The organism is Streptosporangium sp. NPDC049078 (genome assembly GCF_040648855.1).
Taxonomy (GTDB): domain Bacteria; phylum Actinomycetota; class Actinomycetes; order Streptosporangiales; family Streptosporangiaceae; genus Streptosporangium.
The window spans coordinates 406502-425386 of sequence record NZ_JBEZEL010000005.1 but is presented as its reverse complement, the minus strand read 5'-3'; the positions used below and the strand labels follow the sequence as shown (position 1 = coordinate 425386).

The following is an 18885-nucleotide window of genomic DNA, read 5'->3' as shown; positions in this document are numbered from 1 at the left end:
CGGCGGTCAGGACGCGCGGTCATCGCAGCACGGCCGACAGGAACGCGCGGCTGCGTTCGTGCCGGGGGTTGCGCAGCACCTCGTGCGGCGGGCCCTGCTCGACGATCCGGCCGCCGTCCATGAACACCACGCGGCTCGCGACCTCGCGGGCGAAACCCATCTCGTGCGTCACGACGATCATCGTCATCCCGCGCGTCGCGAGATCGCGCATCACGTTGAGCACCTCGCCGACCAGTTCCGGATCGAGCGCGCTGGTCGGCTCGTCGAACAGCATCACCTTCGGGCGCATCGCCAGCGCCCGCGCGATGGCCACGCGCTGCTGCTGACCGCCGGACAGGCGCGAGGGATGCTCGCCGGCCTTGTCGGCCAGTCCGACGCTCTCCAGCAGCTCCAGCGCGTGGGTACGGGCGGCGGCCTTGTCCTCGCCGCGTACCCGCACGGGCGCGAAGGCGACGTTCTCCAGAGCGGTGAGGTGCGGGAACAGGTTGAAGTGCTGGAACACCATGCCGACCTGCGTACGCTGGCGGCAGGCCGCGTTCTCCCGCAGCTCGCGCAGCCTGCCGCGGTGCACGCGGTAGCCGACGAGCGAGCCGTCCACCAGCACCAGGCCGCGGTCGATGTCCTCCAGGTTGTTGACGCAGCGCAGCAGGGTGCTCTTGCCGCATCCCGAGGGCCCGATCAGGCACACCGTCTCGCCCGCGGCGACGGTGAGGTCGATGTCGAAGAGGACCTGGCGGTGCCCGTACGACTTGCTGATGTTCTCGATCGAGACCATCGGCCGCGCGTCGCGCGGCTCCGGTTCTGCGGTCATCGTTCCGCGATCCTTCGTTCGAGGATGTACTGACCGGCCGTGAGCAGGGCGATCACGGCGAAGTACCAGACGGTCGCGACCAGCAACATCTCGATCGTGCGGTAGTTGGAGCCGGAGATGGCCTGCGCGACGGTGAGCAGGTCGCCGCCGCCGATCACCGACACGATCGCGGTCGCCTTGAGCATGCTGATCAGCTCGTTTCCCATCGGGGGCACGATCACCCGCAGCGCCTGCGGCAGGACGATGAAGCGGGTGGTCCTCAGCGAGTTGAGCCCGAGCGCCTTGGCGGCCTCGCGCTGGCCTCGGCCGATCGCGAGCAGGCCGCCGCGTACGATCTCGGCCATGTAGCCGGAACCCGCGAGCGTCAGCCCGATGACCGAGGCCGCGAACGGCGTCAGCACCTCCTGCACCGGACGGCTGAACACCTGCAGGTCGGTGAACGGGATACCGACGGTGATCCGGTCCACGAACAGTCCGAGGTTGCCGACGAAGATGAGCAGCAGGATCAGCGGGATACCGCGGAAGACGAAGATGTACGCCGCCGCGGTCGCGCTGATGATCCTGCTCGGTGACATCCGCATCAGCGCGACCACCACCGCACCGATCACGGAGAACGCCATGCCCATCGCGGTCATCAGCAGCGTGCGCGTCAGGCCGGCCATGATGTCGGGGTGGAAGAGGTACTCGCCGACGACCGGCCACTCGATCTTGGGGTTCGCGGCGAAGGCGTAGGCCGTCATCGCGACGACCGCCACCACCAGCACGGCGACCGCGCCGCGCCCGTAGTGCCGCACCGGCACGGCGTCCTGGCGGGCGAGCGGCGAGACGCCGTCCGCGAGGCCGGGAGCCCGGGATGCCTGCTCTGTCATCACGACCGCTCAGGACGCGGGGGTGGCCGAGGCACCCTGCCCGGCGGGCAGGCCGGTGTAGCTGTTCACCTTGATGTCCTCGGCGGGCAGCGCGGCGTCACCGGAGTCCCACCTGTCCATCACCTTGCGGTACTCCCCTGATCGCGCGAGTTCGCCGAGCGCTCCGGCCAGCGCGTTCGACAACCCGGGGTTCTCCTTGGAGATCGCGATCGCCACGTCGCGCTCCATGTACGGGTCGATCTGGTCGTCCGGCAGGGACACGTTCTCGAAGGCGGTGCCCGACTCCTTGGCGATGACCCGGACGGAGACCGTCACATCCATCCAGGCGTCCACGGTGCCACCCTTGATCGCGACGATCGCGCCCTGCGCGCCCGGGTAGCCGATCGGTGTGATCGCGGGCTTGCCCTGCCCGACGCAGAACTTCTCACTGTTGCCCTTGACCACGGCCTCCTGCTGGCTGCCGCTCGGCACGCCGATCTTCAGGCCGCAGGCGTCCGAGAGGCTCTTGATCCCGTGCGGGTTGCCCTCCTTGACGAGCACGGACATCGGGGAGCGGTAGAAACCGACGAGGTCGATCACCTGCTCGCGTTCCTTGCCGTCGCTGACCTGCCCGAACAGGGCGTCGACGTTGCCGCTCTGCAGTCCGGGCAGCTGCGCTGGCCACTGCAGGTTCTTCCACACCGGCGTCACGCCCAGGATCTCGCCGAGCGCGACCGCGAGGTCCGGGGTGATCCCGACCGGCTTGGAGGTGTCACCGGGCTCGATCCCGATGATCGGCGGCGTCTCCCACAGCGCGCCGAACACGATCTGCTTGCTCTGCTTGATCCGGTCGGGCAACTGATCGTGCAGCGCCTGGTCGAACGCCGAGGCCGCGGACGACTCCGGGGTCGTGGACGACGCCGAGGCCTGTGCCGGTCCGCCCTCGGATGAGTCGCTCCCGCAACCCCCGACGCCCACTGCCAGGGCGACGGTGGCGGAACACGCCACCAGGGCGCGCACCGAACCACGTTTTGCGATTTGCACTGTTTTAGCGACCGGCACGGCTCACTCCTTCCTAAAGGTGACCTTTCGGGCACCGAGAGCTGAGACATTACATAGGAGTCAGCTGCACTGACAAGCATTTGCGACGGAACGTTCCCGGCGAAAAAGAACGGCCGCTCGTACCACGTCGCCCTCACATTCGAAGCAGGCCGGTGTGAGGGCGGCCAGGGCGATGCCGGACGAGAATCTTCAGGCCACGGTCATCGACGTCCGCGCCCACCTGCGCCTTCCCCGTCCGAAAATCCTCGTCCCGGCAGCGGCGAGCCGAGCCGGGCCAGGACGAAGGACCGGAAGATCACCGGCCGCAGGGACCGTGCACCGCTTCACGACTCATCGACCATCGAGGAACGGGGCATAAAAGCAGTTGATCCATGCTTGTCACTCCTCGGTACCCTGAGATCACGCCCCACCATGAGAAGGAAGTCACCGTCATGCCCGGTCCGCTCCAGATCAGCGGCTCGGTCTCGGTCCCCGAGGCCGAGCTCGGCTGGCGGTTCTCCCGTTCCTCCGGCCCCGGCGGCCAGGGGGTCAACACCACCGACAGCCGGGTCGAGCTCAGCTTCGACCTCGCCGCCACCGAGGCGCTGGGGCCCGTCTTCAAGGCCCGCGCCCTCGAACGCCTCGCTCCCCGCCTGGTGAACGGGGTGATCACCGTCGCCGCCTCGGAGTTCCGCTCCCAGCTGCGCAACCGCGAGGCCGCCGAGATGCGCCTGGCCCAGATCCTGCGCGAGGCGATCGCCCCGCCGCCCAAGAAGCGCCGCCCGACCAAGCCGAGCAGGGGCGCGATCGAGCGGCGGATCACCGCCAAGAAGCAACGTTCCGACCTCAAGCGCCTGCGTGGGGACCGCTACTGACCCGCTCTTCGCACACGCCGCGGGCGGCCATGTCCGATCCGACGCGGTGAGCGATCGCCCCAGGCAGGTCGGGGGCGGGTACGGAACACAGGATCGGCCGACCCCGTTTTCGGGAGGTGGTCGGCCACCCGGGTCGTGAAGAAATCCCACCTCCCCCGGCTCGGATGCGGACCGTGTCGCCGGGGCGGTGACAGAATGGCCGCATGTCCGTCGTGCCGAGCGTCCGCGCCGTACTTCTCGACGAGGACCGTCTGGTGGTGTTCCGGCGCACGGTTCCCGGCAGGGAGCCGTACTGGTCCGTTCCGGGCGGCCACGTCGAGCCCGAGGACGCCTCCCTTGAGCACACCCTGCACCGCGAGGTCATGGAGGAGCTGGGCGCCGTGGTCTCCGCTGTCACCCCGCTCACGACCCTGGAGTGCCTTCGCGACGGGGGAATCAAGACCCAGCATGTCTACGGCTGCCGCCTCGTCTCCATGGACCCCGCGCTGCGCTGCGGCCCGGAGTTCGACGACCCCGCCCGCGGCGAGTACGAGGTGGTGCGGCTCCCGCTGGATCCGGCCGAGATCTCCGCCATCAATCTCGTCCCCCCGGAGCTCGGCGTCTACCTCACCGGCACCGTCACCCACCTGCCCGCCCTGATCGCCTGACCTTCCGCGTCTTCCGCACACGAGGGCCTCACGCGCTTTCGCCGGGCTCGCGTGGTCAGCGCCGTTCGCGGACGTACAGGGCGAACCAGGAATACCCGAAGTCGTCGGTGGACTTCAGGGTGAAGTCGCGGTCGGCCATGAGGGCCAGATAGCGCTCGTCGTCCTCCACGAAGGATCTGTCCTTGCGCTTCCTGCCGCCGCTGACCAGCCAGACACGCTCGACCCCCTCCAGCGCGGCCGTGAACTGCGCGGCGGTCCTGGGCTCGCGTCGGCCGGGAGCGTAGGTGAGGTCGCGCAGGTCACGGTAGGCGTCCTCGTAGACGGCGACGAACAGGCGCCTGTTCTTCGTCACGTAGAGCACGGCGTCGCCGGGACGCTGCCTGGCCAGCAGCGTGGCCGCCATGTCACGCAGATCGTCCGGCCGCGTGTCCGGCTCGCGGATCGTGAGGTGCGTCGGAACGGTCAGCGCCGCGACCAGGAGCACTCCGATCCAGCCCAGCGCCCGGGGCCGCAGGGCGTTCAGACCGGCCCCGGCGAGCAGCGCCGTCGCGGGGACGGCGAAAAGCACGTATCTGGGCTGGAAGACCGGGTAGACCACGGAGATCGCCATGGACACGAACGGCAGCAGCGCCCAGGGCAGCGCGACCGCCGTCAGCCGCCCACCGGAGAACGCGCCGATGAGCATGAGGGCGACCAGGAGCAGCGCGACCCATCCGGCGCCCGCCACCTCCTCTCCGAACCAGACGACGTCGGTGAGCTTCGACGGCTTCAACCACGACAGCTGAGCCTCGCGCTGACCTGCCGCCAGGAGCGCGAGCGGGACGATCCCGGCCGCGGCCACGACGAGCGCACCGGCGAACCTCGCGATCTCGGACCGGGACACCGGCACCGACGCGGACTCCGGCGCGGACGGGGACGGGGACGGGGAGGAGGGCGCCGACCGGGGCGCTTGACGCCACCACAGCACCGTCACCGCGTGCGCGACGACCAGGAGGAGGGCGTAGACGTGAAACCAGCCGAGCAACACCAGGCAGGCCCCGTAGGCCGCGTACCATCGGCGGCTCGACCGCCTCGCCGCCTCGATGAGCACCCAGGTGGCCAGGACGGCGACCGCCGTCACGATCGCGTAGCTGCGCGCCTCCTGGGCGTACCGGCTCACCATCGGCAGCACGGCGTAGAGCGATCCCGCGAGAAGACCGGCCCCCGGGGTGGCGAGCCTCCTGCCCAGGACCGCGATGCCGTACGCGGCGGCGGCCGTGGCGATGGCCGAGGGCAGGCGCATGGCCAGCTCGCCGGTCGAGAACGCGGCGAACGGCCGGAGCAGGAGATAGTAGAGCGCGTGCACCCGGTCGATGCTGCCGAGCAGGTGCCACAGGTCGTCGATGGGCATCGAGGCGGCCAGGACGCTGACCGACTCGTCGCGCCAGAACGAGGGCGTGGTGATGCCCCACAGCCCGATCAGCATCGCCGCCACCGCGGGGATCGCCTCCGGCAGACGACGCCGGACCCTGCCCTTCTCCGCAACACCCATCACATCGCGCTATTTCACACCATGAAGGCGATCAACGCGACGGTACGGCCGGGCCCGGCCGCGGGTGGGGGCACCAAACCTAACGACGATCCCCCTTATACCGATATTTCCGGCATTGCGGATGAGGTGGGCACTGCCGTGTCGGCCCGGCGGCGCCCGGTCGATCCCTAGTCGATCAGGTCGATCAGGTCGGCGACCGAGTCGACCACCATGGACGGACGGAACGGGTAACGATCGATCTGGTCCCTGCTGACGACCCCGCTGAGCACCAGGATCGTGTGCAGCCCCGCCTCCATGCCGGAGACGATGTCGGTGTCCATCCGATCGCCGATCATGGCAGTGCTCTCGCTGTGGCCGTCGATGGCCCGCAGCGCGCTGCGCATCATCATCGGGTTGGGCTTGCCCACGAAGTAGGGCTCCACCCCCGTCGCCTTGGTGATCATCGCGGCGACCGCGCCGCACGCGGGCAGCGACCCCTCGTTCGAGGGACCGACCGGGTCGGGGTTGGTGGCGATGAACCGGGCACCGCCCTCGATGAGGCGGATCGCCCGGGTGATCTGGGTGAAGCTGTACGTGCGGGTCTCGCCGAGGACCACGTAGTCGGGGGCGATGTCGGTCAGGACGTAGCCGACCTCGTGCAGGGCGGTGGTCAGCCCCGCCTCCCCCACCACGTACGCCGAGCCGCCGGGACGCTGGCCGTCCAGGAACCTCGCCGTGGCCAGCGCGGAGGTCCAGATCGACTCCGGCGGGATCTCCAGACCGGCCGCGCGCAGCCGTACGGCCAGGTCGCGCGGGGTGTATATCGAGTTGTTGGTCAGCACGAGAAACCGCTTGCCCGACTCGCGCAGGCGTCGGATGAACTCGTCGGCGCCGGGCACCGGATGTCCCTCGTGGACAAGGACCCCGTCCATGTCCGACAGCCAGCACTCGATCTGCTTGCGCTCGTCCACCGTTCTCCTCTGTTCCCGTGTTCCCGCCGGGTACGTATCGGAACCAAGGATGACAGGACCGGGCCGATCCCGCGTCACCAGACCCGTACATCCGGGCATCTCGGAGGTGAAAAGACCGGCCACGCGAGACCTCCGGCCGCCACGCGGCCCACCGCGGCCGTCGCCACCCGGCTCCCCGTACACGAGACCGGACTCCCATACGCGGGACCGGACTCCCGCTCAGGGCGCGAGTGCCTCCAGTGCCTCCAGCGCCCTGCGCATCGACTCCTCGGGGTCGGCGTCGGGCGATCCGATCTCCGGATCGAAGTTGAGATCGTGGAAGACCTCGGTGACCCCCTTGGCCTCGAGTTCCTCGACGTCCCGCCTGATCTCCTCGAACGAGCCGGTCAGCGCCTCACGGCCGGACGCTCCCGCGGGACGGACCCGGGTGACGCCCCGGGTGACGAAGCGCAGCGCCTCGGGATCGCGCCCGGCGGCACGCGCCGCCTCCTTGACGACGGCGATCCTCTCCCCGATGCCGCCGAGGTCCTCGCGGCTCGAACTGATCCAGCCGTCCGCCAGCCGCCCCGCGCGCCTCAGCGCCACCTCCGCGGAACCGCCCAGCAGGATCGGCGGCACCACGGGCGGTTTCGGATCCTGGTGCGCCGGGGGCACCTCGTAGAACTCGCCCCTGTGCGCCACGGTCTCCTCCGTCCACAGGCGCCGCAGCAGCGGGACGTACTCCTCCGCGCGCCGGCCGCGCCGCTCCATCGACACCCCCGAGGCGGCGAACTCCTCGGGCAGCCACCCCAGGCCGAACCCCGCGTCCAGCCGCCCGCCGGAGACCGCCTGCAGGCTCGCCAGCTGCTTCGCCATCAGCGCGGGCGAGGCGAACGGCAGGTTGAGCACCGCCACCCCCAGCCGGACGCGGCTCGTCAGGCCCGCCAGGTAGGCGAGTGTGACCACCGGGTCGTGCACGCTGCGATAGGTCGGGCCCATGGTGTGACCCCGCGGGTAGAGCAGGCGCTGGAAGGTCCACAGCTCGTGATAGCCGAGCCTCTCGGCCTCCCCGGCGACCCGCGCCATGTTGTCCGGCGTCGCCCAGGATCCCGAGACCGGCACCGCGAAACCAATCCTCATGCCTCGCACTTTATTCCGCCGGTGCGCGGGGCCGTTGACCGGTGGTTCACTTGCCGGGTGGACAGCGAGGATCCGATCGACGAACTACTCGGGATCGCCGCCGGATACGGCGGTGTGCCCGGCACGGTCCTGCCGACCAGACCGGACGTGGTCATCGTGCGGGCCGGTTCCGTCGTGGTCAAGGCGCACGCGCCGGGCGCGGAGCGGGAACCGCTGGTGGAACGGATGCGGGCCACCGCGCACCCGGCACTGCGCGGGATCGTCCTCCAACCGGTGACCGAGGAGGTCATGACCGCCGGGGACCGGCTGGTCACCGTCTGGCCGGCCGGTACGCCGGTGGACCACGCGGATCCGGACGCGGCCCCCTGGGAGGCCGCCGCCCGGCTGCTGGCGCGGCTGCACGCCGTACCGGCGCGGGCGCTGCCCCCGCTGCGGGCCGCGGGCGGACCGGCGCGGGTGGCCTCGACCGTCGCCCGACTGGGCGATCGCTCGGCCGCCGAGCTGGCGGTGCGCCGCGCCTTCACCTGCCTGCCCTCTCTCCCCTCACCCGGCGCGTACCTCCCCGATACGACGGCTCCCGGTCTGACCCACGGCGACTGGCACATGGGCCAGATGGTCCGCGCGCCGGACGAGTGGATCCTCATCGACATCGACGACCTCGGCCTCGGTGACCAGGCCTGGGATCTGTCCAGGCCCGCCGCCTGGTTCGCGGCCGGACTGCTGGAGCCCGACGTGTGGCATCGCTTCCTCTGGGCCTACCGCGCCGCGGGCGGGGTCGCCGCCGGACCGGACGGCGACCCGTGGGAACGGCTGGAGACACCGGCGCAGGCGATGACCGTGCAACTCGCGGCCACCGCGGTGGCCGCCGCGGCGCGGGCGGGGCGTCCGCTGGACGAGGTGGAGGAGGTGCTCGTCGAGTCCTGCCTGAGGATTGTCCGGCATCGGAGCGCCTGCAATAGTGTGCCGCAGTAGGTTGTGGTTACTCGTTACCACGCCAGAACAAGGAGACCAGCCAGATGCAGTGCCCCAAGTGTCGGGGCGCCATGCGCACCTATGAGCGCAACGGCGTCCACATCGACCAGTGTGAGAGCTGTCGCGGAATCTTCCTGGACTACGGCGAGCTCGAGACGCTGACCCGGATGGAAAGCCAGTGGTCGCAGTCCCACGCGGCTCCGCCGCCGCCCCCGCCGCCTCCCATGCACGGTGCTCCCCCCGGCTACGGCGCTCCCGCCTGGGGCGCACAGCGTCACGGCCACTACGGCCACCACCGCCAGCGCAGCTGGGTCGGGATGCTCTTCTCGACCTGATCCGCCGAGGCGACACCGCGACCTCGTCACGAGGTCGCGGTCTTCACGACTCCGGGCTCTCGGTTCCCCGCACCCTCGCGTCCCGTGGAGAAGGACGCCGCCGGCCGCCGAGGCAAGACGTGTCAGGGCGGTGAGGGGAAGCGCGTCAGGAGGGGAAGTCGCCCGGCTTGACCTTCTTGGGCTTCACGGTGCCCCCGGTCACGGCGTGCAGGGTGATCGTCCAGTTGGTCCAGCGGATCTGGGTCCCGGTGTTGACGGTCCTGAACCGCACGGACTTGCCGAACTGCTCGAAGTCGCACGACCGGGTGAAGGTCTTGGCCTTCGCGTCCCAGTCCTCACCAAGGGTGTAGTAGATCTTGTAGCTGCCGTCCCGCACACCCTGGATCTTGAAGTTGGACTTCCTGCGGACGTACACGGTGACGGCCTTCTTCTTCCCGCGTACCAGGACGACGACGGCGTCCTGCCTGGTGCCGTTGCGCAGTTCGAGGTAGGCGCGGCCGGGACGTCCCTCTGAGGCGATGAACCTGCCGTTGGACAGCCGGCGGTTACGCTTCTTGGCCGCCTTGACCGGGATGACGCTCGCCGGATACCCGCTCAGCTCCTTGGCGACGTCTTCCACGTCGGACAGCTGGTTCGCCTGGGCCATGCCGGTCAGCACGGCAGGGCCTGTGCACACCCGCTGGTCCTCCGCGTCCTGGCGGGCGGTGTCGAAGGAGGCGCGCAGCCGGCCCAGGGCTTCGACATAGCTGTCGTGCTGGGCCTTCACCTCGACGGGAGGGGCGAGGGTGGAGAGCCGGGTCACCGCGGCCTCCACCGCTCCGGAGGTCTTCTGCAACTGCTTGCCGAGGGTCTTCAGCCCGCCGGTCGCGGCGAGCTTCTTCACCGCGTCACGCACCGGGCCGCGCGCCAGCTCCAGCTCGGCCCGGTATTCGTCGGGCGTGAGCGTCACGGCGGCGGGCGGGGAGATCTGGCCGCCGGCTCCCTGTCCCGTTTCCGCCGTTCCCGCTCCCACGGTGCCACCCGCGGTGGCCGGGCCGACCACGGGATCGTCCGAGGGCGAGGTGCAGGCGGTGAGGGTCAGCACGGTGACCACGGCACAGGCGAGCAAACGGGGGGAAGTCACCCGCACAACTATTGCCGGATCGATCACTGTGCGTCAAACGGTGTCCGGGAATCGGCGATCCCCGACGGGGTCACCTCCCGGTTCGCCATCGGCCATCGGCTGACGAGGGTCGATCCCGGCGACGACGGATCACGGCCGAGCCCGTCCCGCCCCGAGCCGGTACGTCACGGAGATCAGCCGGACGGCCGGATCACGAGCAGCGACCGCGGGCGCTTGGTGAACTCCACCTCGCCCGTGACCGTGAACGTCTCGCCGTCGCACGCCAGCGGCAGCCGTCCGGAGGGCGCGGAGACGCGCAGCGTGTCGGCCTGCCACTGCTGGTAGTGGCGTGACAGCTTCACCCGTCCCGCCAGCAGGCTGAGGAACACCCGCAGCCTGGGCAGCCGGTCGGCGGCGGCGAGCACGCGGATGTCCAGCAGGCCGTCCTCCAGACGCTGCCGTCTGGAGGGGGCTCCGCCGCGCTCCTCGTAGCGGCAGTTGCCCACGAACACCATCCAGACGCGCCGGGGCACCCCGTCCACGACGAGTTCGACGGGGCGCGCGCCGCCCGGCCCGAGTGCCTCGGCCATCGCCCAGAACAGCGCGGGCCACTTACCGATCCGGCTCTGCCTTCGCTCCCCGCGCTCCACCAGCGCCGGGTAGACGCCCACGCTCGCGGTGTTGACGAACGTCCGGCCCGCGACCTCGCCGACGTCGACGGCGACGAGGTCGCCGCTGTGGTAGGCCGTCACGGCCTCCTGTGAACTCTCCACCCCGAGCGCGCGGGCGAAGTGACCGTGCGCGCTCGCGGGGACGACCAGCAGCGGGGTCGCCCCGCCCACCGCCTCCTGGGCCGCCAGGTTGACCACGCTGTCTCCCCCGGCCACCGCGAGCACCTTGGCCCGCGAGGCGGCGTCCCGCACGGCGGCCCCGAGGTCGTCACCCGGCGCCACCTCGACGACCTCGGCCCGGGGGAAGGCCACGCGCAACGCCTCGGCCGTTCCCGCGACGGCGTCGGCGGAGCCGTCGACCACGGCGATCGCCCCCTCACCGTCGGGGTCGAGTCGCGCGGACGGCGCCGTGAGGGCGGCGCGCGCCTGCCCCGCCTCACCGGCGTCGGGCCAGATGCGGCGGGTGAGCAGCCCCGCCGCCACGCCGATCCCGGCTCCGGCGAGCACGTCGCCGGGGTAGTGCACTCCGGTGTAGACGCGGGAGAAGCAGACGGCCGCCGCGAGGAGCGCGACGGGGACCGCGACCACGCGGGGTGCCTCCAGCGCCACGGCCGCGGCGAAGGCGCCGGCCGTGGCGGAGTGACCCGAGGGGAACGACGCCGACGCGGGCATCTTGATCAGCCGGGCGAGCGGGAGCCCTTCCGCCGACGGCCGGTTCCTGCCGAAGGCCTGCTTGCCGACCAGGTTGACCAACGGACTGGCGAGGCTGACCGCGAGCAGTCCCCTGGTCGCGGCCCGGCGCAGTGGCCGTCGCCCGCTGACCGCCAGCGCACCTGCCACGCCGGCCCACAGGAGCGAGTTGTCGGCCGCGCGCGACAACGCGGGGACGACGCGTTCGAGACCGGGCAACCTCGCGCCCGCCACCATGGCGAACACCCGCCGGTCCAGCCTGCTCAGCCGCGACCCCAACCGCATGCGCCGCCCCCTCCTGCGATGACGAAAACCATGACGAACCGCCACGACCCACCCGTCACGACGAACCGCTCACGACGAGCGGCGATGACGAACGAGCGGACGGCCATTCGATTCTGCCCGGTGTCCGGGGTCCGGGGCGTCTTCGCCGCTCCCGTACTTCTCACCCGTCATTCGTCCGCGGCGGCCCCCACCTCGGAGGAGATCACCGGCTCGTGGCCTCTGGCGGCGAGTTCGGCCTCGATCGCGGCGCAGACGGTCTCCACGACCGTGACGCGGGCCAGGCGCTTGTCGTCGCCGGGGACCACGTGCCACGGCGCCTTGGGGTGGTCGGTGCGGGCGAGCATCTCCTCCACCGCGGCCTCGTACTGCGGGCGCTTCTCGCGGTTGCGCCAGTCCTCGTCGGTGAGTTTCCACGCCCGCAACGGGTCGCCGGCCCGGTCCTGGAAACGCCTGAGCTGCTCCTCCTCGGAGACGTGCATCCAGAACTTGACCATGATCATGCCTTCGGCGGCGAGGGTCCGCTCGAACTCCACGATCTCCCCGTACGCGCGGGACCACTGCTCCTCGGTCGCGAAACCCTCGACGCGTTCCACCAGCACCCGGCCGTACCAGGAGCGGTCGAGCACCGCCATCCCGCCCCAGCCGGGCAGGACCGGCCAGAACCGCCACAAGAAGTGGTGGCGCTTCTCGTCGTACGTCGGCGCGGCGAACTGGGCGACGCGGACGTGGCGCGGGTCGAGCGGGCGCACCAGCCGTTTGATCGCCCCTCCCTTGCCCGAGGCGTCCCACCCCTCGAAGACCACGCACAGCGGCGGGCCGATGCGCTGTTCGCCGACCTGGCCGCCGAGTATGAGGCGCAGACGGAGCAGGTGGTCCAGAGCGGCGTCGAGGCGCTCGGAGGCGTCCTTCTTGGAGAGCTTCTGGGACAGGTCGACCTGGGAGAGGCGGTTCATGCCGACAAGCCTCGCATGTTCCCGCCGGCCCACGATCCCGGGAGTCCTCCCGGGTCCCGCCGCCTGTCGTCAGGCCAGGCGGTCCCCGGAAGGATCCGCCGCTGTCAGCGGGCCGCTGCCTGACCCGTGGCGGGTTCGGCGTCCGCCGGTGAGGAGACCGCGCCCAGCCGCATCCGCATCGCGTGCTCGACAAGGGTGATGAGCACTTTCTTGCCCGACTCGCGCTGCCTGGCGTCGCACAGCACGATCGGGATGTCCTGGTGGAGGGTGAGCCCGAGCCTGACCTCGTCGAGCTCGTACTTGCGGGCCCCGTCGAAGCAGTTGACCGCGACGATGAAGGGCGTCTCGCGCCGCTCGAAGTAGTCGAGCGAGGGAAAGCAGTCGGCGAGCCTGCGGGTGTCGGCGAGCACCACCGCGCCCAGCGCGCCCAGCGCGAGCTCGTCCCAGAGGAACCAGAAACGCTCCTGGCCGGGCGTGCCGAACAGGTAGAGGCGGTAGTCGTCACCGATGGTGATGCGGCCGAAGTCCATCGCGACCGTGGTGGTCTGCTTGGCCTCCACTCCCAGCAGGTCGTCGACGCCGATACCCCGGTTGCTCAGGGTCTCCTCGGTGCGCAGCGGCTCTATCTCGGAGACCGCGCCGACCAGCGTCGTCTTGCCGGCGCCGAATCCACCGGCGACCAGGATCTTGATCGCCTTGGGCAGCTTCACGCGCCCGGCGTCACGGCTAGAGCGCACGGAGTCCATCGAGCACCGCCCTGTACAGCCTCTCGTCGTGCATGTCCGTCTCCGAATGCGGTTCTTGCATGGCGATGAATCCCTGATCGAGCAGGTCGCTGAGCAGGACACGGACCGTGCCTGCCGGAAGGTTCATATGGGCCGCGATCTCCGCGACCGACTGGGCCTGCAGGCAGAGCCGGACGATGGCCTGACTTTCCGGTTCCAGGCCCGGCTCCCTCGACGAGACCTGCCGAATGGTCACCACCAGGGTGATGAGGTCGAACCTGCCGCGACTCGGTTCGGTCCTGCCGCGCGTCAGGACGTACGGCCTGACGATCGGCCCCGCCTCGTCGCCGACCCACTGGGACTCTGGCTGCTCGTCGAAGATGCTCATCGTAGGCCGTCGCCTCTGAAGGAGTCGGCCCTGGAGGAGTCGGCCGTTCTGGTCGGCGAGGTGAGGTACTGGCCGACGCGGGTGACGAGCATGGCCATCTCGTAGGCCACCAGGCCGACGTCGGCCTCGGCGCTGCAGAACACCGCGAGGCAGGCTCCCTGCCCCGCGGCGGTGACGATCAGGTACGCCGTCCGCATCTCGATGATGGTCTGGCGCATCGGCCCGCCACCGACCCGGTCGCTGACTCCCCTGCCCAGGCTCTGGATCGCCGATCCGACGGCGGCCAGATGCTCGGCGTCGGCCGGGGAGAAGCCCGCCGAGGCGGCCAGCAGCAGGCCGTCGGTGGAGAACACGATGCCGTGCTGAGCTTCCTCCACCCGCGAGACCAGGTCGTCCAGCAACCAGGCCAGGTCCGTGAAAGACCCTGTTCCCTGCACCACTTCGTTGTCCTCTCCTTCCGCCCGCCGGCGTTCCCTCGCCGGTTCGGGGCAGCTCATCGGCGCCTGCCCGGCACCCGCGACCTGATGATCGTTCACTGGGGTCACACGGCGGACCCGCCTTCGCCCACGGGATCGCCTTCGCGATCGAGCAGATGGGCGGCGTCGTCGCGGCCTCGTCGCGTACCCGCCTGGAAGGACGACATGGCCGCGCGGATCATCTCCGGCGAGCGCTCGTCGTCGGCCTCGTCGGCCGGAGACGGCGGGACCACGGGCTCGTCCTCCTGCAGGGGTGCGGCGAGGTGGGTCTGGGGAACGCGCCTCGGGAGACCGCCCGGCGTGTGGCTGCTGTCGGGCGGGGGCAGCACGGGGGGCAGCGGAGTCCCGGAGCCGCCGGGACGCGCGTGGGCGCCGGAGTCGTCGGGGCCTTCGCCCGTGGAGGCGCCCTGCGAGACCGGAGTTCCGGGGTCGGCGAAGTCGGGCAGACGCCCGGGCGTTCCGGTCTCCGGCGCCCGCCTCAGTGCCGAGGGATCGGCGAAGCGACCGGGAAACGTCGGGTCGGCGAGGTCCTCCCCGGGCGTGGGCCCCGCGGAATGCCGTCCGGAAGGCGCCTGGTCGGCCTGCGCGGGGACTCCGGCGATGCCCAGGGGGTCGCCCACCCGGCCGCGGACCGCGGCGACCGCGGAGGTGGTGCCGTTCATCTCGGCGCTGCTCGCCGGGCGCGCCTGCGGCACGCCGACGCCGACGGAGGTCCCCTGGTCCTCCTCGTTGATCAGGTCCTGCGGGATGAGGACGACGACGGTGGTGCCGCCGTACGGGGAGGACTTGAAGGTCACCCGGATGTCGTGCCGTTCGGCCAGGCGGCTGACGACGTACAGGCCCAGGCGGGCGTTGCCGGAGAGCTTGAGCTCCGGCGGGTTCGCGATCCGCTCGTTCGCCTCCGCGATGTCCGCGGCGCTCATGCCCAGGCCCCGGTCCTCGATCTCCAGCGCGTAGCCGTGGGCGACGAGGTATCCGCCGACCTGCACCGTCGTGTAGGGCGGGGAGAAGGAGGCGGCGTTCTCGACGAGCTCGGCGATCAGGTGGATGACGTCGCTCACGGCCCTGCCGTCCAGCGAGACCTCGCCCAGGGGCATCACGTCGACCCGGGTGTAGTCCTCGATCTCGGCGAGGGAGCCGCGGACCACGTCGATCATCGGGACCGCGTCGCGCCAGGCACGGCCCGGAGCCGCGCCGGAGAGCACGAGGAGGTTCTCCGCGTAGCGCCGCATCCGGGTCGCCAGGTGGTCGAGCCTGAACAGGTCGCGCAGTTCCTGAGGATCGTTCTCGCGCCGTTCCATCACGTCGAGCACGCTCAGCTGACGGTGCACCAGCGACTGGGTGCGGCGGGCGAGGTTGCGCAGGATGTCGGCGATGTCGCGGCGCAGCTGGGCCTGCTCCGCGGCGACCTTGATGGCGGTCCGCTGCACGGCGTTGAACGCCTGGCCGACCTGCCCGATCTGGTCGTCTCCGAACTTGAGGGGGGGCGCCTCCGCCGCGACGTCCACCATCTGGCCGTGGCCGATCCGCTCGACCACGGCGGGCAGCCGCTCGTTGGCGAGTTCCCAGGCGGCGGCCCGCAGCTTCTCCAGCTGCTGTACCAGGGCGCGGGCCGTGGTGATCGCCAGGACGACCGAGGCGATGACCGCCACCAGGCCCAGGCCGCCGGCGAGCGCGAGCCGCACGATGACGCCGACGGCGACCGGCCCCGACCGCTCGACCACTCCGCTGCCGGCCGTGAGCACGGCCTGCGTGAACTTGACCTGTGCGGGCTGGGCGTCGGAGCTCCACCGCGTGACGTCGATCACTCCGGCCGCCACCACGTTCGGGTCCTCGATCAGCTGGTTCTCCATGGCGCGCAGCCGGACGAACTGCTCGCCGGAGACCATCCGCTTGTGGGCCTCCTGGTCGGCCGGGGGCAGCTCGGCCACCGCCTGGTCGGTGAGGAAGCGCCGCGTGCCGACCAGCTGCGTGAACCTGACCTGCTCCCCTTCGGAGAACCTGCCCCCGGTCAGGGCGCCCATCACCAGGGCGTCCTCCTGGGAGAGCAGGTCCCTGGCCCGGTTCATCGCGATGAGCGTGCGGGTGTCGTTGGCGAGTTCCTCGTCGTCCAGCGTGGCCAGCGAGTCGTAGACACGGAAGATCGAGTCGATGATGCCGGTGATCTCCGCGGCCGCCCAGGTCCGGTTGACCCGGCCGGCGTCGATCGCCTTGCGCGCGGCGGGCAACCCGTCCAGCAACCGCTGGGTCTCGCCGATGCGTCGGTGCAGGGCGGGACTTCCCAGCAGTTCCACTCCGCTGCCGCCGGTGAGTTGCCGGAAGTTCGCGTCGGCGGCGTCGGTGCGCTTTCGCTGGGCGGCCATCGCCTCGCGCCGTTGGCGTTCCGCGCTGACCGAGCCCAGGGTGATCGCGATCAGCCGCCGCTCGGCCTGCAGTTCGACGATGAGCCGCTCACTCGGGTCGGCCACCTCGGTGTTGAGGGTCGCCACGCCCAGCATGTTCAAACCGTCACGGACCGTCACCCATGCCGTGAACGCCCAGAGCGCGGTGAGCGACACCAGAAGTGCCGTGACCTTGGTCCGCAAGCTCGCGTTACGCAAGCGCATGGTATCCACCCCGGGAAACAGAAAAAATAGACGGCATTTTTCGTGGCAGTTGACACATCCTGGTCAAACAGGTCAAACGGTCGCCACATCGCTGGGATCAGCGGGGCATCCCGCATCACACCCGCCGAACCTTAGCAATGTCCCTAAAAACCCTCAAGACGGACAGAGTGGATGCGCCCTCGTGTCCTGTTTTGAATTCACGGTCAATTCTCAATACGAGTCGTCCTCGGGAATGGCGAGCGCACGTCGCGCCAGGTGAAGCGCGCCCAGAACTGCCGCCCTGACGATCGCCACCGGCAGATACAGGTCCTTGTCGACCCAGAGCGACGGCGCCTCGCCGCCACGGGCGGCCAGCAGGTGCCGGTATCCACGTTCCACGGCCTGTCTCCACCGCCCGTCCCGCGCGGCGTCGGTCAGCAGCAGGATCTGCAGCGCGTAGGCGGTCTCCTCCGCGGTGCCCTCCCATCGGCCCCACGACCCGTCCCCGCGCTGGGTGGCGAGCACCCAGTCCACGGCACCGCCCACCGCGCCCGCCGACTCCCCGCCGCCGAACTCGCGCAGCGCGATCGCGCAGCAGGCCGTGGCGTAGTACGGAGAGACGTGCCAGCGGTCCGTCCAGCTGCCGTCCGCCTCCTGGCGGTCACGCAGCCATGCCGACAGCTTCGCGACGACGGCCGCGTGGCGGGGCTCTCCCCCACGGCGGCGCAGGTATTCACCGAAGGCGTCGAGCACATGCGCGTTGGTCGTCGGGGACATCCCCTCCTCCCCCCGCCAGGTGCAGAAGTGGGTCTCCAGCTCGAACGGCCACAGCCCCTCCGGCTCGCGCGGCTCGTCGAGCAGCGCGAGCGCGTACAGGGCGACGGAGGTGGTGTCGGCGTCCGCGGGCAGACCGGGCCCCGTGGCGATCCCTTCGGGGCCGAGGCCGTCCCGCAGGCTCGCGACCAGTCGCGGCGGCACGTCCAGCGGGATCCCCGCACGCCGCAGCCAGCTCAGCGTCCAGCCACGCTCGAACACGGCGATGGGGAGGGTGCACGGCATGGGACCGCCGGAGGAGGCCACGACGGCCTCCAGATACCGCCGGACGGCCGTCTCGTCACGCGTCCTGCGTGCGGCGCGATCCTCGGCTCCGGGTCCGGCCTCGGGCGGCGAGGCCAGCCAGGCCGCGCTCGCCCCGGGCGAGGCTCCCACGGCCGCCATCCCGCCGGGCATCGGCGTGGGGAGGATTCCCGAGGCGGCTATCGCCTCCGGGCCCGCGACCTCGAGGGCATGGACCAGTTTCTGCGGGATCGGCGCGCCCGACATCAGCCACGCCCTGACGGCCGTCAGTTTGGCGCCGCCCGTGCCCAGGGGCGGTTGCGGCCCCTCCCCGTCGAGGTGACCGTCGATCAGGGCGAACAGGGCGGCGACGATGAGTTCGACCGCGGGCGTGTCCGGTGGCCAGCCGGCCTGGAAGGACCGGTTCCCGATGGCCTCCAGCCCGCGTTCCACGGCCTTGGCGAGGAGGGCGCGGTCGGAGGGGCCTTCGCGCCCGAGTTCGACCAGGAGCGCCTCGACCGCGCTCAGCGTGGGGACGAGGGCGTGGTCGCCGGAACACCCCCAGCCACCGTCCGGCCGCTGGGTGTCGAGCAGGAACTCGACCCGTGCGGTGTGCCCTGCCAGCCACGGCGCCAGGCTCACCACCCGGCCGGTCTCGTACGGGGAGGCGGACACCTGCCCCCAGGGCTCGGCCGACAGTCCGGCGACCAGCTCGCGTGCCTCGGCGACCACGTCGATCCCGGCGTGATCCTCCGTACGGATCCCGGCGCCCGCCTCCGTGCCTGGTTCCGTGCCCGATTCCGTGATGGTCAGCAGGCCGTCCAC

The 18885-nt window shown here is 70.9% G+C and carries 18 protein-coding genes; 4 read left to right on the top strand and 14 right to left on the bottom strand.

Annotation, left to right across the window (positions count from 1 at the left end):
* Positions 1-19: 19 nt before the first annotated feature.
* From AB0B90_RS11020 to AB0B90_RS11010, 3 genes are read right to left on the bottom strand one after another with little or no spacing between them, the layout of a single operon-like run.
* Complete coding sequence (locus tag AB0B90_RS11020; RefSeq protein ID WP_350943707.1) at positions 20-811, bottom strand: amino acid ABC transporter ATP-binding protein; 792 nt, start codon at positions 809-811, stop codon at positions 20-22.
* Positions 808-1680 carry an amino acid ABC transporter permease gene (locus AB0B90_RS11015; protein WP_350943708.1) on the bottom strand — a complete coding sequence of 291 codons (873 nt, stop codon included), beginning with the start codon at positions 1678-1680 and terminating at the stop codon, positions 808-810. Before AB0B90_RS11015 ends, AB0B90_RS11020 begins: the two co-directional genes overlap by 4 nt.
* Before the next feature lie 9 nt (positions 1681-1689).
* The gene (locus tag AB0B90_RS11010; protein WP_362922169.1) at positions 1690-2679 is read right to left on the bottom strand and encodes a transporter substrate-binding domain-containing protein; all 990 of its coding nucleotides are present in this window, start codon (positions 2677-2679) and stop codon (positions 1690-1692) included.
* Positions 2680-3152: 473 nt separating this feature from the next.
* Here AB0B90_RS11010 and arfB point away from each other — a divergent pair, with 473 nt between their 5' ends.
* Positions 3153-3575 (top strand): alternative ribosome rescue aminoacyl-tRNA hydrolase ArfB, encoded by a 423-nt coding sequence (gene arfB, locus AB0B90_RS11005; protein ID WP_350943712.1) that lies wholly within the window; start codon positions 3153-3155, stop codon positions 3573-3575.
* A gap of 203 nt (positions 3576-3778) precedes the next feature.
* A complete protein-coding gene (locus AB0B90_RS11000; protein ID WP_350943714.1) occupies positions 3779-4222 on the top strand; it encodes an NUDIX hydrolase in 444 nt (147 codons plus the stop codon).
* A 55-nt stretch (positions 4223-4277) separates the two neighbouring features.
* On the opposite strand, the gene AB0B90_RS10995 is transcribed toward AB0B90_RS11000, so the two are convergent.
* The 3 genes from AB0B90_RS10995 to AB0B90_RS10985 form a co-directional block, all read right to left on the bottom strand.
* On the bottom strand, positions 4278-5753 hold the full coding sequence (locus AB0B90_RS10995; RefSeq protein ID WP_362922167.1) for a glycosyltransferase family 39 protein: 1476 nt from the start codon (positions 5751-5753) through the stop codon (positions 4278-4280).
* Between the two features lie 167 nt (positions 5754-5920).
* Positions 5921-6664 carry an HAD-IIA family hydrolase gene (locus AB0B90_RS10990; RefSeq protein ID WP_350944241.1) on the bottom strand — a complete coding sequence of 248 codons (744 nt, stop codon included), beginning with the start codon at positions 6662-6664 and terminating at the stop codon, positions 5921-5923.
* A gap of 258 nt (positions 6665-6922) precedes the next feature.
* Positions 6923-7822, bottom strand: a complete 900-nt coding sequence (locus AB0B90_RS10985) for a TIGR03619 family F420-dependent LLM class oxidoreductase (protein ID WP_350943717.1) — start codon at positions 7820-7822, stop codon at positions 6923-6925.
* 57 nt (positions 7823-7879) lie between these two features.
* On the opposite strand from AB0B90_RS10985, the gene AB0B90_RS10980 reads away from it, so the two are divergent.
* Both AB0B90_RS10980 and AB0B90_RS10975 read left to right on the top strand, forming a co-directional pair.
* Positions 7880-8794 (top strand): aminoglycoside phosphotransferase family protein, encoded by a 915-nt coding sequence (locus AB0B90_RS10980; protein ID WP_362922165.1) that lies wholly within the window; start codon positions 7880-7882, stop codon positions 8792-8794.
* 44 nt (positions 8795-8838) lie between these two features.
* Positions 8839-9129, top strand: coding sequence for a zf-TFIIB domain-containing protein (locus AB0B90_RS10975; RefSeq protein ID WP_350943721.1), 291 nt, complete (start codon positions 8839-8841; stop codon positions 9127-9129).
* A gap of 145 nt (positions 9130-9274) precedes the next feature.
* Here AB0B90_RS10975 and AB0B90_RS10970 read toward each other — a convergent pair whose 3' ends face one another.
* The 8 genes from AB0B90_RS10970 to AB0B90_RS10935 form a co-directional block, all read right to left on the bottom strand.
* Positions 9275-10252 carry a hypothetical protein gene (locus AB0B90_RS10970; RefSeq protein WP_350943723.1) on the bottom strand — a complete coding sequence of 326 codons (978 nt, stop codon included), beginning with the start codon at positions 10250-10252 and terminating at the stop codon, positions 9275-9277.
* Between the two features lie 173 nt (positions 10253-10425).
* Positions 10426-11877, bottom strand: a complete 1452-nt coding sequence (locus AB0B90_RS10965; protein ID WP_362922163.1) for a phosphatase PAP2 family protein — start codon at positions 11875-11877, stop codon at positions 10426-10428.
* Between the two features lie 167 nt (positions 11878-12044).
* Entirely contained in the window at positions 12045-12830 is a 786-nt protein-coding gene (locus AB0B90_RS10960) for a UDP-galactose-lipid carrier transferase (protein WP_350943726.1), read from the bottom strand.
* Positions 12831-12934: 104 nt separating this feature from the next.
* The gene (locus AB0B90_RS10955; protein WP_350943728.1) at positions 12935-13576 is read right to left on the bottom strand and encodes an ATP/GTP-binding protein; all 642 of its coding nucleotides are present in this window, start codon (positions 13574-13576) and stop codon (positions 12935-12937) included.
* The gene (locus tag AB0B90_RS10950) at positions 13557-13943 is read right to left on the bottom strand and encodes a DUF742 domain-containing protein (protein ID WP_350943730.1); all 387 of its coding nucleotides are present in this window, start codon (positions 13941-13943) and stop codon (positions 13557-13559) included. The genes AB0B90_RS10955 and AB0B90_RS10950 overlap by 20 nt, the downstream gene beginning before the upstream one ends.
* Positions 13940-14383, bottom strand: coding sequence for a roadblock/LC7 domain-containing protein (locus tag AB0B90_RS10945; protein ID WP_350943732.1), 444 nt, complete (start codon positions 14381-14383; stop codon positions 13940-13942). The genes AB0B90_RS10950 and AB0B90_RS10945 overlap by 4 nt, the downstream gene beginning before the upstream one ends.
* 101 nt (positions 14384-14484) lie before the next feature.
* Positions 14485-17025, bottom strand: coding sequence for a nitrate- and nitrite sensing domain-containing protein (locus tag AB0B90_RS10940; protein ID WP_350943733.1), 2541 nt, complete (start codon positions 17023-17025; stop codon positions 14485-14487).
* A gap of 210 nt (positions 17026-17235) precedes the next feature.
* Positions 17236-18885, bottom strand: a complete 1650-nt coding sequence (locus AB0B90_RS10935; RefSeq protein WP_350943734.1) for a prenyltransferase/squalene oxidase repeat-containing protein — start codon at positions 18883-18885, stop codon at positions 17236-17238.